We start from the raw sequence: 14,681 nt of genomic DNA on the forward strand, positions 1-14,681 counted from the left end.
GTCGGGCGTGCTACATGTTTCAGGTCGCCCCGAACATCCCGAGCGAATACTAGAAGCCGGATATCGGGCTGGCGATTGGTTTTGTGTAAGCCATTGTTTCGTAACTATTTTGTTACTTTGTCGGTTGTGATATAGGGCGGATTTGGCAGTTGACTTCACCATCCCATCTTCGGGTACAAGCAGCAGGCTGACTGAACGCTCCTTTCCTCTAATGCCACAGCACCGTTGCGACGTTGAACCGTTTGCCAACGGAACCGCTCTGTCCTTTTTGCACCCTTGATGCATCACACAGAACACCCCCCATAGCCTCGCACATGCGGGGCTTTTTCGTTTCTGGAGTATCACTCTATGAGTTTTTTTCACGGCGTCACCGTGACCCTGGTGGACACCGGGGCAAGGCATATCGCCACTCCGTCCGCGTCAATCATTGGCCTGTGCAACACCTTCACCGCGGGGCTACCAGCAACGGCCGCAGCCAACGAACTGTTGCTGATCACCCGCGAAAGCGAAGCGGTCGCCGCCTGGGGTCCAGACGCTGCGATCACCCAGGACTGCAAGGCCATTTTCAAGCGCTCCAAAGCGGTGATTGTCGCTGTCGGTGTGCCGCTGCTGGACGACCCGGCTGAGCAGCTGTCCGCGATCATCGGCGGCGTTTGGGCCGACGGCACCCGTACCGGCATGCAGGCGTTGCTGAACGGTAAAAGCAAGTTCAACGCCCAGCCGCGCTTGCTGGTGACCCCGGGGTACTCGGCGACGCTGGCGGTGGCGACTGAGCTGGTCGCTCTGGGCGACAAGATGCGGGCGATGGCCATCATCGACGGGCCGAACACCACTGACGAAGCGGCGATGGCTTATGCCGCCAACTTCGGCAGTAAACACGCCTACATGGTTGACCCGGGTGTGCAGTTCTGGGACACCAAGACCAGTGCCACGATCAACGCACCGGCCTCGGCGTGGACCGCCGGCCTGTTTGCCTGGACCGATGCCACCTATGGTTTCTGGGCCTCGCCATCGAACAAGGAGTTTGTCGGCATCACCGGCACCACGCGCCCGGTGGAATTTCTCGACGGCGATCCGTCCTGCCGGGCCAACCTGCTGAACAACGCCAACATCACCACCATCATTCGTGATGACGGTTACAGGCTTTGGGGCAACCGCACCCTGTCCAGCGATCCGAAATGGAAGTTCGTCACCCGGGTGCGCACCCTGGACATCGTCATGGACGCCATCCTTTACGCGCATAAGTGGGCCGTGGACCGTTCCATCACCGCCACCTACGTCAAGGACGTGACCGAAGGCCTACAGGCGTTTATGCGTGATCTGAAGAACCAGGGCGCAATCATCAACTTCGAGGTGTATGCCGACGAGGAGCTGAACACTTCCGGCGAACTCAGCGACGGCCAGGTGTACTGGAACATCCGTTTCACCGACGTACCGCCGGCTGAAAACCCGAACTTCCGCGTGGAGGTGACCGATCAGTGGATCACTGAAGTGCTCGATACCGCCGCCTAAGGAGGCCGCTGCATGATTCCTGAAGTGCTCTACAACACCAACCTGTTTGTTGACGGCATCAGCCTGCAAGGCGATGTGCCAAGCCTGACCCTGCCCAAGTTGACCCTCAAGACCGACGAGTACCGCGCCGGCGGCATGGACGCGGCGGTGGAGCTTGATATGGGTATGGAAAAGCTGGAAGCCAGCTTCCTCACCAATGGCGTACGCCGCGAGGTGCTGAAGTTTTTCGGCCAGTCCGACCTGACGGGGTTCAACGCCTCGTTCCGCGGCGCCTTCAAGGGCCAGAAAGGATCGGTCAAGTCGGTGGTCGCCACCCTGCGCAGCAGTCTCAAGGAAGTCGATCCGGGCGACTGGAAACCGGGCGAAAAAGGTGAGTTTAAGTACGCCGTCGGGGTGACCTATTACAAGCTGGAAATCGACGGCAGCGTGATGTTTGAACTGGATCCCCTCAACTCGATTCGCGTTATTGACGGCGTCGACCAACTGGCCGCCGTGCGGTCTGCCCTGGGCATGTAAGGAACCAGAACATGAGCAATACAAAAGACAACGTCCTGCCCAAGTGGCTGCAACTGGGCGATGGCATTGCCACCATTGCGCTGTCCCGACCGAGCGAGGCCAATGGCATCAAGGTCGACAAGCTGACCCTGCGCGAGCCGACAGTGCGTGAAATGCGCGCCGCCACCCTGCAGGGCGGCAGCAACGAAGAAGAACAGGAAATGGTTCTGTTCAGCAGCCTGGCGAGCATTGGCCGTGGTGATCTGGAGGGGCTGCTGATGCGCGATTACCGTCGTTTGCAGACCGCCTATTTTCGTCTGGGAGCAGACGACGGGGTTTAACCCTCGGCTGTAAAAGGCCCTGGCCAAACGTTTGGCGGTCGAACTGAATTTCTCGGCGGCCGAGATCCAGGGCCTGTCGTTTTCCGAGATGGTCTGGTGGCTCACGGACTGAGCCGATCCCCATCGCACACAGGTAACCTCCATGGCCAACAAACTCTCGCTCGGGCTGGTGATTGGTGGCGCCGTCGACTCTTCGCTCGGCGCTGCCTTCAAGAACGTCAGCGGCGAAATGAAAAAGCTCGAGGCGCAAACCACCCGCGCCAAGGGCTTGCAGAAAGTCATCGGCGAGACCATGCGACTGCGCAGCGAGTGGAAAAGAGCCCACGAAAGCGGGGCGGCGAATGCCGACGCCTTGCTCAGGAAGCTCGAAACCAACACCAACAGTCTGCGCAAGCAGGGGGTCGAGGTCGGGCGTCTGCGTCAGGAATACCTAGCCCTGGGTAAGGTGGTGCGCAGCGCCGAGTTCAAGGCCAAAGGGATGGGCCAGGTCGAGGAGGGTCGGGAGAGCCTGCGCAGCGGCATTGGCACGGCGGTGGCCGGCACCACCCTGGCGGCGGTGCCGACCAAGATTAGCGCGGACTTTCAGGCGATTGTGCGCGATATCGCGATTAAGTCCGGTACCGCCAATACCCAGCAGGAAGTCGACACCGCCCGGGACATCGTCCAGACCTCAAAGGACACCGGCATGGCCAACACCCAGGTGGCCGACCTGGTGAACCAACTGGTCGGTGGCGGCATGGAGCTGACCGAGGCGCTGAAATATGCCCCGGTGGCCGCGAAATTTGCGGTCGGGCAGGGCGCGTCAGGCATCGACACGGCGAGGATGATTCTGGCGATGCAGAACAACGCCAAGATCACCGATCCTCAGAAAATGGAACAAGCCCTGGCCTCGGTGGCGCTGCTGGGCCAGCAAGGCAGCTTCGAGGCCGCCGACATGGCCAAGTGGTTTCCCGAGTTGTTGGCCCAGATGGCCGGCAGCGGCATCACCGGCCAGGAGGCGGTGACCCAGCTGGGCGCCATGCTGCAGGTGCAGATCAAGAGCGCCGGTAGTGCGGATGAGGCGGCAAACAACCTGAAAAATTGGGTCGCGAAAATCGGCTCGGGGGAAACGGTCAAAGGTTATGCCGATGCCGGGATTGACTATCAGGGCTCGATGAACGCCGCGATAGCCAAGGGGCTGTCGACCTTCGAAGCCAGTTTCGAACTGGCGCGCCGGTATGTGGAAAAGACCGACCCGAAAAAAGCCAAACAGCTGCAGCAGGGGCTGACCAAGATCAGTCACGAGACGGACCCGGCCAAGGCGCAAGCGATGGCCGACGCTTTAGCCGCCACCTTGCGTACCGGTGATCTGTTCGCCGACATGCAGGTCAAGACCGCCCTGATGGCGTACACCCAGAACAAAAAACTCTACACGGCGCTGAAAAAGGACGCCTCGAACCCCAACGGCCAGCGCAAAGAGATTCTCGACAAGAACTTGGCCGAGCGTCGCGAGAGTTCGTCGCAACGCTGGGCCGAAACCGGCCAGGCGTTCAACGATTCGCTGCGAGCCATCGGGGATGCACTGCGTCCTGCCACCGATGCGCTGGCCAGTGGGATCGGCGCGACGGCGCGGGGTTTGACCGCTTTGTCCGAGGAAACGCCCAAGGTGGTGTTGGGCCTGACGGCACTCACTGCCGGAGCGTTGGTGCTGGGCAAGGCCTGGGCTGCGTTGAAGATTGGTCGGGGCCTGGTGAACATCGTGCGCGGCTCGGTCAACGGCAAGTCGGGCATCGTGCAGCGGGTGTTCGTGACCAACGCGGATGACGTCGGGGGTGGCGGGCTGGATCACGGTAAAGAAGGGAAGGGCGGCAAGGGCAAAGGCCCGACAAGCAGGATGTCCCGGGGCGTCGGGTTTCTTAAGGTTGGCGGGCCACTGGTGGCACTCGGTGCCGGTGCTCAGGCGTTGGACACTTACCAGAACGCGAGCACCCGCGATGACAAGGCGGAGGGCTACGGTGATGCAGCGGGAGGGCTTGCCGGTGGTCTGGCTGGCACGGCAGCGGGTGCAGCCATCGGTTCGGTTGTGCCGCTGCTGGGTACTGCAATTGGCGGCATGATCGGTGCCTGGCTCGGGGGCTGGGGTGGTGGCGAGTTGGGCGCGACCGTGGGCAAGGCATTGTTTGGAGGCCCGGACACGGCCATGGTTTTACCGAAAGCACCGCTCGGTATGTTCCCCATGCCCGCTGGCCCAGCGGTTGGCACCGTGGTGCGCTCGATGGCCGGCACCCCGGTGGCACCGGTCACGGCGGCTGCGTTGATGCCGGCAACGGTCGCGAAGCCGCCCGACCGGCCGAAGGTCGACCAGCAGTTCACCTTTGCTCCGGCGCCAAGCATTACCGTGCAAGGTGATGTGAAAGACCCGGCGCAGTTGGTCCAGGAACTGATGCCACACCTGCGCCGTCAGTTTGAAGACTTCGCCCGGGAAGCGCGCGCGCCAGTTGTTTGATGCGCCACACGTTGGCTGAGGAAGTGATATGGCGGATGAAAAAACTTACCTGCGACATCTGCAGGGCGGGCTGAAGTACATGGTTGACGCCGGAGAGGCCGGACGCACCGACCTCGAGTCAATGACCGGGCCTATAGTTGGATAGACTGCGCAGCATCGGTACCAAGTTGCTGCCGCTGAACCTCACCACCGGTTATGGCGAGGTGCTGGGCAACTGGGTTTTGACCAATATTGAAGAAGAGCAAAGCTCATTGCTGCCCGGGGCGATCCCGCGCAAGCAGGGCTTTTCATTGGAGTTTGTCCGTTATGGCGATGACCTGCAGAACGGCTGATGGGGATCTGCTCGACACCCTGTGCCACCACTATTACGGGCACCTGAACCGCAGCGTCGAAGCGGTGCTGGCGGCCAATCAGGGCCTGGCCTATGAGCCGCAGCCGTTCCGGGCCGGTGTGCTGATCACGCTGCCGGATCTGGTGGTCGAGACCGACAGTGTGATTTCACTGTGGGATTGATCCCGTTACCCAGCCCGCCGAGTGCGGGCTTTTTCTTGTGTTGGAGGCCGTGATGCAACCGCATTTTCGTATCGTCGCTGATGGCGCTGACATCAGCGCCCTGATCAATGATCGGCTGGTTTCGCTGCAGCTTGCCGACCGCCCGGGAATGGCCTCGGACTCGTTCGAACTGCGGATTGATGACCGCGACGGGGCGGTGGAGTTGCCTGCGCGTGGTGCGAGTATTGAGATGACAGACTAGGTCGACTGCAGTCCGTCGTGACTGGCAGAAATCGGCCGATTCTGTTGAAAAAGTCGGCTTCGGGTTCCACAGCATAAAAGTTCGCGCCTGAGATTGAAATCTGTGCTTTGGGCAGAAGGTTCACGATTCGGATTTCACGTACCAGCACGCAAAAGAGGTGTTTTACCCATCAGTATTCGAGCGTTTTGGGCAAACCGACTTTTTCAACAGAATCGGCCAGGAGCCGACATTCAGAACCCACCACCTCTGAAACCGAACCTTCAATCGCGCCCAACCGTAAACGACAGTGTATTATCGATTTACAGTCATTTATTATTGTTATACGATCATTTTCATTGCTCGGCCAGATCAGGCTTTGTGGATGACATGTCCGCCTCCTGCGTATTGGTCGATAGCATAGTCAGGGATGCTTCAAGCATCTATTTATACACTGCCGGGTAAGAAGGGTTGTTCGATGAAAACAGATCGTTTGGCAAATCACAGTCGACTTTTGGCCACAGCCACTTTGGTGCTGATTGTCGCAATGTTGCTAGTTAATGCCGCATGCTGGTTCTTTCCGAGTCAAATGAGTGGCTACGGCCTAGACTTCAATCTGACGTCCATGACGGGAAGGTTGAAGGCGGACACTCTACAAATGCCTTTATGGCAAATATTCGGTGGGATTGTTTTATCAAGCATCCCGCTATTGATCCTAGCCAAGGGATTGCTCGCGTTGCGCCGTCTATTTCAGTCGTATAGCAGGGGGGAGTATTTTGCGCCAGAATCTGCTGAGTTGCTGGGGTCGGTCGGTAAATACGTCAGTTTGTGGGTACTCTTCAGCTGCTTGCTAGAACCAATCATGAGTGTCTGGATTACCTTCCTACGCCCTGCGGGCGATAGATTGTTGAGCTTCGGCTTCAGTTCATCACAGTTGGTCGCTTTGTTCCTTGCAGCCTCCGTGATGATTGTTGCGCGCGGTCTCCACGATGCCTGCGTGTTAGCGCGTGAGAACCAGCAGTTCGTTTAAGGACCAATATGTCGATAGAAATCAAGCTGGATGTCATGTTGGCGATGCGCAAGGTCAAATCCAAGGATCTCGCGTCAGCAATCGGTATTACGGAGCAGAACCTTTCTTTGCTGAAACAGGGAAAGGTAAAGGGTATACGTCTGGCGACTTTAGAAGCGATTTGCGCTTTCCTAGATTGTCAGCCCGGAGACCTGCTGCAATATCAACCCGCAGTGGAAGAATAATTTTTCCACGTTTGTAGCCATTTCTAAGGAGTGGCAGCTTCGGCTCTAGGCTGTGTGAAACACACTGCACACATCGAAAACTGAGAGCTATGGGCTTAACCAAGCTCCGCGTGCGCGACGTCGCCCATGGCGACGTACGTATTATCACGAGCCATGATGATGCAGCAGAAAACGCAGCGGCCAGTGCAGTTCGAGATCACTGAGCAAACACGGTCTGCTCTCGCGGCCTGGATACATTAGGTCCAGCTACGCAGCGAGGACTGCCTGTTTTCTAGCCGGCTGCCTACCTCAAACCATCTATCCACTCGTCAATACGCTCGTATCGTCAAAGGCTGGGTGAAAGCCGTTGGCCTTGTTCCGGCCATGCATGGCACTCAGACAATGAGGCGTACGAAGGCATCACTGATCTATTGCAGGAAGAAGGGCCTGCGGGCGATTCAACTGCTGCTCGTCCCTACGAAGCTGGAGAGCACCGTTCGATATCGGGGGATTGAGGTCGACGACACCCTGGAGATAGTGGAGCAAACTGAGGTTTGACCATGCATAGCGACGGTCGAAGTCAGGCCGTCGCTAACCGGCCAAAAGCAGGCACAGAACCTGTATCACCTACCCACCGAATAACTGGTCGTGCATAGACACCGTCACCCGGGGGATCAGCACTCGCATGCCCTTACTTCACCTGCGCCTCCTCCAACAGCCAATTCGCAAATTCCTGGATGGGCGCGCGGCTCAGCTTAAGGGGTTCAGGCAATACGAGACAAAAGGTCTTGGCAACATTTTTCTACTGCGGCCATGGCGCAACCAGCCGGCCTTGCGCCAGCTCGGCTTCCACGTACAGGCGCGGTACGAGTGCCACACCGAGACCAGTCAGTGCGGCCTCAATCAACATCGCATGCAAATCGTAGCGCGCGCCCATCGCTGGGTTGCTCAGGACAATACCGGTTTCCTGGGCATAGTGCTGCCACGCATCATCTCAGTGCTCACTCTCGGCGGGGTTTTGGTCAGGAAGTGTGTATCTCCCATCCAGTACTTGAGCGTTCCAAACGGATGTTCAACGGTCTGTCGACGAACCCTCATCATCGCTGGATCATGTTCTAGCCGAACTTGCATCGCGTCGACTACCGCCTCATGTTCCCAGCGCCTTACGCGGCGCTTCTTACCCGTCGTACATTGCCTTTGCATTGAGCAGGACTGGCAGCCCGAGAAGTAGTAACAATGCAATAACATGCCGTCTTCCATCGACGAATGCCGCCTGGTTAGTAACGGCCCCGCAATCGATACTCGTCCGACGCAATTAGATAAATGAAATCCTGCTTGCCGAATCGGCCTTCGGCTTTGCTGCCAGATGTGAGGGGTTTCGGTACGAAGGCAGTGATGCAGGCCTGCTCGCAAGCAAGGATTTCCAGACCTTTGTAATAGCATCGGTCGGCCACCACCGTTAGCGATTCAGCCTCGATTTCTTCACGCGCTCGATTCGCCATATTGCTCAGTTGCCCACGATCATTACCAACGTTGGACACCTCATGGGAGAAACCGGCCGCAGAGCGTTGTCGTATCACCTGCAGGCACACCGTTACTATCAAGACGCTGATACGGTGTTTAGAGGCGGTGAGCTTCGAGGCGACGGAGTGACGAAAAAGGTAGACTCTTCAATCGTGTTTGCTTCAGCGTTCGTATGCGCCCTCCAGTTATGACAGAGGGCGCAAATGAGTTATTGCTCTTTTGAGGGGCAGCTTGCAGACGACTGCTTTAACCAGTCCAGAATTGTCTTGGTTGTCTCTTGTGGCTTTTCTTCCTGAATCCAGTGGCCTGTGTCCAGACTGACAACCTCGACGTTTGGCACAAAGTCACTCAGATTTGGGGACTTTGGTATCGTATCGCGGTCCCCGTAGATCATTAGGGCGGGGTGATGAACAATCGGGTCAACGTCCGCCAAGAGATGCCAGTTGCGGTCCAGATTTCGATACCAGTTGATGCTGCTCGTGAAGCCAGAGACCTCAAACGCGGCGTCGAGGACAGACAGATCGGCATCTGTCATGAGCGGCTCTCCGGTATCAGCCTCAGCCTCAGCCTCAGCCAAGTTGATCATTGCCATTCCTAGTTCGGGTGCTTGTGTTTGTTCGCTCTTGCGATACAGATTTCGAAGGAACTGTTGCCTGTTTTGATCCAGGATCGCATCCGCCACTCCGGGGTACCGGTTGAAATGCACCATGTAGTTATCAGGCCCCATGAAGCGTTCGATCAACTCCACCCACGGGATGTCACCCCGCTCCTGATAGGGAAGTGCGAGCGCGATGAGCTTGCTCACCCGGTTTGGATGCAGTAGCGCCGTACCCCAGACAACATTAGCGCCCCAATCATGGCCGACAAAGACGGCATCGTCGTATCCGAAGTGATCAAGTAGCGCGACAAGGTCGCCAGTCAAATGCGCGAGGTCATATGCGGTCACGTCAGTCGGCCGTGCAGAATTGCCATACCCACGCTGGTTCGGCACGATGACGTGATAGCCAGCGGTCGCAAGCGCTGGCAATTGATACCGCCAGCAAAAGGCATGCGCCGGCCAGCCGTGACAAAGTACGATCGGGTTTCCAAAGTTTTCTTTTCCGGATTCAAAAACTTCCAACTCAACACCGTTTACCGAGATCAAAGTGGGCTGGGGAAAGCCGTTGGAGTTAAACATTTATCTTCCTTTTGGGTTTGGATGGGCGATCAGGCAGCGGCGCAGCACTTGATGCCGGTAGGTCCGAGGATTCGTGCCAGACATCCAGCTGGCGTCGACACTCGTAAACTACGAGGTAAAGGTGTCAAAATCTGACACCTTTGATTATTGACCCAAAGAAGATGAATGTTCGCCTTCGACAAGAAGCCATCATACGCAGCCTCCGCCGCAACGGATCATCAACCATTGCCGAGCTCGCAGGACAGGTAGGGGCATCCCGCAGCACGCTGTTACGTGACATTAATGCGTTGCGAGAACAGGGTTTTGTCATTTGCTCTGAACCTGGTCGCGGCGGCGGGCTGCAACTTGACCCCCGTTCAGTTCAGACCGCGCCACGTCTTTCGGTGCTTGAGATTTTTGCGCTTTTGATCAGCGTGGCATCTATGCGTGCGGCGGGAAATCTACCATTTTCAAGCGTTGCAGATACCGGGCTTGCAAAGATTGAAAAGGCACTGCCGTCAGACAAAATTCGGGATTTGCGGCATTTTCTGGACTGCCTGTATATTGGAGAACTTGCCCCGCAGGTGGACAGATCCACTATCGGAACAATGGACCCTGGCTTGCTTCCGGAATTTGAGGCAGCCTTTCTTCAGCGCCTGCATCTGCGGTTCAATTACCGCGATGCGAAAGGTGAAAGCAGCACACGTGTGGTTGAGCCGCAAGCGATGTTGATTCTGCCGCCACTCTGGTATCTAGTGGCATGGGATCCTGCACGTGAAGATTTCCGGCATTTCCGCATGGACAGGATCAGAGAACCATACTGTATCGAAGGAACGACGTTTCGAAAGCGGAACGTCGTTTTCGATGATGGCGTCCGACCTCTGGATAATTCACAGCGCTAGTGTTTCTAAATACGAGGCAACATCTAACCTCTATATCCGCACCCACTAAAGCAGCGGACGTTCGCCGCAGTGCCGATAATCAGCAATTTGGGCTCTTCAGTTTCATTCACCGCGCACTGAACGAACGGCAGCAATGCCATTAACGTAGGTCCACACTCTTCGCAAACGCCCCCTCTATAACCCCAAGGGCGGCCGCTGGTGTGGCTGCTCAAAGATGGTAAAGGGGACATACATATTTAATTGCTTTCAAGGTCAGCTTTTGGCCGATTCTGTTGAAAAAGTCGGTTCGCCCAAATGGCCTGAATATTGGCCGGTGAAAACGCCTTTTTTACACGCTGCTACGTGAAATCTGTGCTTTGGGCAGAAGGTTCACGACTCGGATTTCACGTGCCAGCACGCAAAAGAGGTGTTTTACCCATCAGTATTCGAGCGTTTTGGGCGAACCGACTTTTTCAACAGAATCGACCCAAAGCGGACGGTTGCGAGATACAGAAATCGGGCGATACCCGCCGTTCATGAGGGTCAGTAATCCGTCGGAAGCAACGTCCTCGTAGTACCGGCCCGAGAATCGATGAAACAAACGCCCCTGGGGGGGTGGGTTCGATACAGGACCTTCGGAAGCTACTGCCATACCTTTCACTCAAGCAACGCGACCGGTAGTCAATGGAACTATCCAATCCGGTCGACCATTGTCTATGGCCAGTGCTGCTGCGGTATCCCAGTTGTAAGGTATGGAGAGATGTTCAGAGGTCCATCGTCCATTTTCTTTACTTACTATGGCGTATTTGGCATGTGGTGTACCGGTGGCCATAACGTGAGAAAACGGTCGCTCATCATCGTAAGCTTGGAGCCCCACACTGCCAGGATTTACGATCAACCTATCCCCCAACCGTACTGTTCTGGGAATATGAGTGTGCCCGCACAGAATGAGGTCAGCAGTAACTGAACCCAGCCGGGCCGTTATCTCGCTAGTCGAGGCTGCCCTGGATCCGTTCTCATCGACCGTCTCCAAAAAATATTCCAAATCACTGGATGGCGTACCGTGAACCAGCAGTACATCGTCCATTTCGATTGAGGCGGGCAGCGACTTCAACCACTCTCTATGCTCGTTGCTGATCGATTCGTAAGCATGACGATCCGACGGCCCCATTGTTTCGACGCGCCCCAGCACCTGACGCTCATGATTTCCCCTGATAGTCGGCAATCCGAGGGACATGAGTAGATCGGCGGTTTCGCGAGGTTGGAGCGCACCCGACAGAATGTCTCCCAGGTTCACAATCATGTCGGCACCGCGCCGTTGAATGTCAGCCAGAACAGCTTCAAGTGCACTCAGGTTACCGTGAATGTCAGAGATAACTGCGATCTTCAATGTGAAATTCCACTGGGCCAGTACAGCCTTCGATGATAGGCGAACTTGAGCTATTGCCTCAATCCTTACCGGCAGCTTCTGGCCGATTCCTGCCTGTTGGGAGGGGCGTCTCCCGATCGCGGTCATTTGCAGAAAGTGTGAGCTGGTATCACTCCGGAGTCATGAGCACGGCCAGTGTCAGCTTGATGAACTCCTCGTTACGGTCGATCGTGTCCAGAGCGCCACGAACGTTATCGGCGACGTCTGCCGAGCCGCGAGTCTCCACCCAGTTGGATAGCTCCATGATGGCAGCCTCCAGGGCAAGCTGGTTTTCATGGATCTTGAACAGCAGGGAAGGGAGCAGGTCGAACTTGGCATGGCGAATCCTCCGTGGAGTTTTCAGCGTAGCAGGGGAGTTGGGAGTGATGTTCGTTCGGCAGGACGCCGGGAGAGGGGAGACATTTGCGTGACTCTCTCACGCATTTGCAATGCGCTTGTGTGCATTCGATTACAGCGAGTGCCAATAATCACATAGCCATTACAAAGGGGCTTGCATGGTTCCCGCAGCATGAGAACTAGAAGCGGTTTTCACACTGTTCAGTTATGGGCTAGGGTTAGGTTTGGATCGAAAATATTGCTGGACAGCTGCGTCGCGACTGAAAAGTTCGAGTTTTTTAGAGGAGCGTTTATGCAACTGAAATTGAACAGACGTTTTGCCAAGTTTCTATATTTTATCACCGGCGCATTGACGATAACGACGGCTCAGGCTGAGTTTCCTAGACCGACAACAGTCCAGCCAACGCAGATCGATTCACAACACGGATTTTTTTCTACTCAACCCTGGACACTCGTTCCTGTCATGGTTTGCCCCCCGGGGACAACTCTGAGGGCTCTCACTACCTCCCACAACTGTGAAGAGACAGGTTCGAATATAGTCCGTGACGCAATTAGCCCTGAAAAATATTTGGCGCAAGCATGTCCCGGTGCGATCATGACGTCATTAATGCTGAATGGATGGCCCTATGAACGAGTGGCGATCGGCTTTGATTTGCCAACTGGCGGGTGCCAAGAGTTAAAGCTCAAACCCAGTCAGTAACTATTAAATGAAAGCTTGAGAAAATTGTGCCGTGGTTTCCTCCAAAAGCATCCGGAGTACCGGTTCGTCCTCAATGACGATTACGAGTCCAGTGTTAGGTATTAACTCAGCCCAATTTTATGCTCACTTCGGATTCTTTCTCCAGATTACCCCAGGGATCAAGGTCCAGTGTAAGGGCTTTTAGCAACGGTATGTTGAAAGGGGAGACCGGGCCTGTCCAAAATTCATTTGATCCTCTGCGAAGAGCCGAATCGCTGGCGACCGGCTGCTTTTGGCCAATTGCTGCCTGTTGCGAAGGGCTGCAACCGACCCATAGCGGTCATCAGTAAGCGTCGTCCTGTAGTAGACGGTATCCCGCAGGCAGCGACGGTGATTAACGGTCGCGGCTTTAACAATAGGCCACCTTGCTTATTGCCCCAAGGTAGCTTTAATAAATGGTGATAACGTTTGGCAACATTTGTTCCGCTCGAAAGGAGCAGAAAATGTTCAGATTAAGAGTCTTTGTGGTGTGCGCGTTCACACTCGCCGCGTTCATGACGTTACCTGTGTCGAGCGCTGAGCAACCGATGGCGGGCCATATATCAGTTCTACCCTCCGATCTCAAATGGTCTGATGCGCCATCGGTCGCACCTGGCGCCCAAATCGTAGTTATTGAAGGCAACCTGAAAACTGCAGATCCGCTTACCTTTCGACTCAAGCTACCTGCCAACTCTAAAATAGGTGTCCATACTCACCCGGTAGTGGAACGTGTCACCGTAATCTCCGGCACTTTTCACCTAGGAGTCGGCGACAAATTTGACCCCGCCAAAGCCAGGGCCTACACGCCGGGCGGTATCACGATCATGCCTGTTGGTATGCCGATGTATGTATTTACCCAAGAAGAAACTGTCGTACAGATCCATGGGGCCGGCCCGTGGGGTATCAATTTTCTCAACCCCGCGGATGACCCCAGGAAGAAGTGACCTTATCTACCTGGTATTCCGACCATCACGCAGGCGCTTGGGCGAGCACGCGCGCCTGGCCCTGTGACCAGTCCCTGACTGTGCGCATTGAATGAAATCAATGCTGCTTCTCTTGAGTTCGGTTGCAACACGAAACGATCGGAGCTCTTCGACCCAGACTGACTGTCGCTCCCGGAGCTTGGGGCGGTGAGCAGACGTTCCTGGGTATAGCCGTTTTCTGCCTGTCGCCTAATCGCGCTGACTACGCCGTTTCACGCGGCGCTCGAGCAACCGATCAATCATCGCCATCGCACTTGATCTCTTTCTTGTACTCATCTCGCTTGGCTTCAATCTTGACCTTGCAGCCGTGCTCCCGGAATTCGTCATTCCACTCGCCGCGACGCCAACTGGCGCCGCGGCCATTCGGGCATTTGATCTCTTCCCTGTACTCGTCCTTCCACTCGCCACCCTCGCGTCCGCCTCGCCAGTGATCCGCTGACGCTGGCGTCAACATGACTGAGCCCATTGCAGCCACCACCCACAGACCAAGCATGGGTCTCACGCTCATCTCACCATCTCTGCAATAAAAGACACCACGTGGCACCAAGCTTTCCCATAGCCCACCGTATCAGCGTCTTGATAGTAACGGTGTGCCTGCAGGTGATACGACAACGATCTGCGGCCGGTTTCTCCTATAGCGAGAAGAAACAGCGTGCTAATCGTCGGAAAGGAAGGATTGTAGGTAGAGGGCTGCGGTTGTGCGGCCCTCCTATGATTTTCGACTTCTGAGAATGACCGTATATGGACTCCTCCTCATTGCAAGCCCCTTCGCTTTGGCCCCCGTGCCGACTGCACACGTATATTCGGCCTCTGACTTTGGCATCGATTCGATGCAGGGCCATGATGGGCTATTCGCGC

Annotated in this window: 14 protein-coding genes and 5 pseudogenes; 13 read left to right on the forward strand and 6 right to left on the reverse strand. The window is 56.1% G+C overall.

Translation table 11 applies throughout. The features are described 5' to 3' along the window. Window positions 1–348 precede the first annotated feature (348 nt). From AACY45_RS26345 to AACY45_RS26390, 10 genes and pseudogenes are all read left to right on the forward strand, one after another. Window positions 349–1,512, forward strand: coding sequence for a phage tail sheath family protein (locus AACY45_RS26345; protein WP_339548344.1), 1,164 nt, complete (start codon window positions 349–351; stop codon window positions 1,510–1,512). Between the two features lie 12 nt (window positions 1,513–1,524). Further along, window positions 1,525–2,028: a phage major tail tube protein gene (locus AACY45_RS26350; RefSeq protein WP_339548345.1), complete on the forward strand. Its 504-nt coding sequence runs from the start codon at window positions 1,525–1,527 to the stop codon at window positions 2,026–2,028. Window positions 2,029–2,039: 11 nt separating this feature from the next. Next, window positions 2,040–2,348 carry a phage tail assembly protein gene (locus AACY45_RS26355; RefSeq protein WP_339548346.1) on the forward strand — a complete coding sequence of 103 codons (309 nt, stop codon included), beginning with the start codon at window positions 2,040–2,042 and terminating at the stop codon, window positions 2,346–2,348. A 142-nt stretch (window positions 2,349–2,490) separates the two neighbouring features. Then, window positions 2,491–4,833 carry a phage tail tape measure protein gene (locus tag AACY45_RS26360; protein ID WP_339548347.1) on the forward strand — a complete coding sequence of 781 codons (2,343 nt, stop codon included), beginning with the start codon at window positions 2,491–2,493 and terminating at the stop codon, window positions 4,831–4,833. A gap of 137 nt (window positions 4,834–4,970) precedes the next feature. Beyond that, window positions 4,971–5,165, forward strand: a pseudogene (locus AACY45_RS26365) (phage tail protein); the annotation flags it as partial. After that, complete coding sequence (locus AACY45_RS26370) at window positions 5,140–5,346, forward strand: tail protein X (protein ID WP_339548349.1); 207 nt, start codon at window positions 5,140–5,142, stop codon at window positions 5,344–5,346. The pseudogene AACY45_RS26365 and the gene AACY45_RS26370, both read left to right, overlap by 26 nt. Before the next feature lie 52 nt (window positions 5,347–5,398). After that, a pseudogene (locus AACY45_RS26375) lies at window positions 5,399–5,578 on the forward strand (phage late control D family protein); the annotation flags it as partial. Window positions 5,579–6,041: 463 nt separating this feature from the next. After that, on the forward strand, window positions 6,042–6,593 hold the full coding sequence (locus tag AACY45_RS26380) for a DUF2975 domain-containing protein (protein ID WP_339548350.1): 552 nt from the start codon (window positions 6,042–6,044) through the stop codon (window positions 6,591–6,593). An 8-nt stretch (window positions 6,594–6,601) separates the two neighbouring features. Further along, on the forward strand, window positions 6,602–6,817 hold the full coding sequence (locus tag AACY45_RS26385) for a helix-turn-helix domain-containing protein (RefSeq protein WP_339548351.1): 216 nt from the start codon (window positions 6,602–6,604) through the stop codon (window positions 6,815–6,817). A 77-nt stretch (window positions 6,818–6,894) separates the two neighbouring features. Next, window positions 6,895–7,354 (forward strand): annotated as a pseudogene (locus tag AACY45_RS26390) (tyrosine-type recombinase/integrase); the annotation flags it as partial. Between the two features lie 244 nt (window positions 7,355–7,598). On the opposite strand, the pseudogene AACY45_RS26395 reads toward AACY45_RS26390, so the two are convergent. The 3 genes and pseudogenes from AACY45_RS26395 to AACY45_RS26405 all read right to left on the reverse strand — a co-directional run. Then, window positions 7,599–7,772, reverse strand: a pseudogene (locus tag AACY45_RS26395) (LysR substrate-binding domain-containing protein); the annotation flags it as partial. A gap of 14 nt (window positions 7,773–7,786) precedes the next feature. Beyond that, window positions 7,787–8,346: pseudogene (locus tag AACY45_RS26400) on the reverse strand (transposase); the annotation flags it as partial. Between the two features lie 182 nt (window positions 8,347–8,528). After that, a complete protein-coding gene (locus AACY45_RS26405; protein WP_339548352.1) occupies window positions 8,529–9,497 on the reverse strand; it encodes an alpha/beta fold hydrolase in 969 nt (322 codons plus the stop codon). 161 nt (window positions 9,498–9,658) lie between these two features. Between AACY45_RS26405 and AACY45_RS26410 the strand changes: the two genes are divergently transcribed. Next, on the forward strand, window positions 9,659–10,378 hold the full coding sequence (locus AACY45_RS26410) for a helix-turn-helix transcriptional regulator (RefSeq protein ID WP_339548354.1): 720 nt from the start codon (window positions 9,659–9,661) through the stop codon (window positions 10,376–10,378). Window positions 10,379–11,018: 640 nt separating this feature from the next. Here the strand turns inward: AACY45_RS26410 and AACY45_RS26415 are convergent. After that, entirely contained in the window at window positions 11,019–11,747 is a 729-nt protein-coding gene (locus tag AACY45_RS26415; RefSeq protein ID WP_339548355.1) for a metallophosphoesterase family protein, read from the reverse strand. A gap of 148 nt (window positions 11,748–11,895) precedes the next feature. Then, complete coding sequence (locus AACY45_RS26420) at window positions 11,896–12,111, reverse strand: hypothetical protein (protein ID WP_339548359.1); 216 nt, start codon at window positions 12,109–12,111, stop codon at window positions 11,896–11,898. Window positions 12,112–12,414: 303 nt separating this feature from the next. On the opposite strand from AACY45_RS26420, the gene AACY45_RS26425 reads away from it, so the two are divergent. Together AACY45_RS26425 and AACY45_RS26430 are read left to right on the forward strand one after the other, a co-directional pair. Next, window positions 12,415–12,822 carry a hypothetical protein gene (locus AACY45_RS26425; protein ID WP_339548356.1) on the forward strand — a complete coding sequence of 136 codons (408 nt, stop codon included), beginning with the start codon at window positions 12,415–12,417 and terminating at the stop codon, window positions 12,820–12,822. Window positions 12,823–13,304: 482 nt separating this feature from the next. Continuing rightward, window positions 13,305–13,784 carry a cupin domain-containing protein gene (locus AACY45_RS26430; RefSeq protein WP_445261225.1) on the forward strand — a complete coding sequence of 160 codons (480 nt, stop codon included), beginning with the start codon at window positions 13,305–13,307 and terminating at the stop codon, window positions 13,782–13,784. Window positions 13,785–14,058: 274 nt separating this feature from the next. On the opposite strand, the gene AACY45_RS26435 is transcribed toward AACY45_RS26430, so the two are convergent. Further along, entirely contained in the window at window positions 14,059–14,316 is a 258-nt protein-coding gene (locus tag AACY45_RS26435) for a hypothetical protein (RefSeq protein ID WP_339548358.1), read from the reverse strand. Window positions 14,317–14,681 lie beyond the last annotated feature (365 nt).

This window comes from Pseudomonas sp. RA_35y_Pfl2_P32 (assembly GCF_963970735.1).
In the GTDB taxonomy this organism is placed as follows: Bacteria; Pseudomonadota; Gammaproteobacteria; order Pseudomonadales; family Pseudomonadaceae; genus Aquipseudomonas.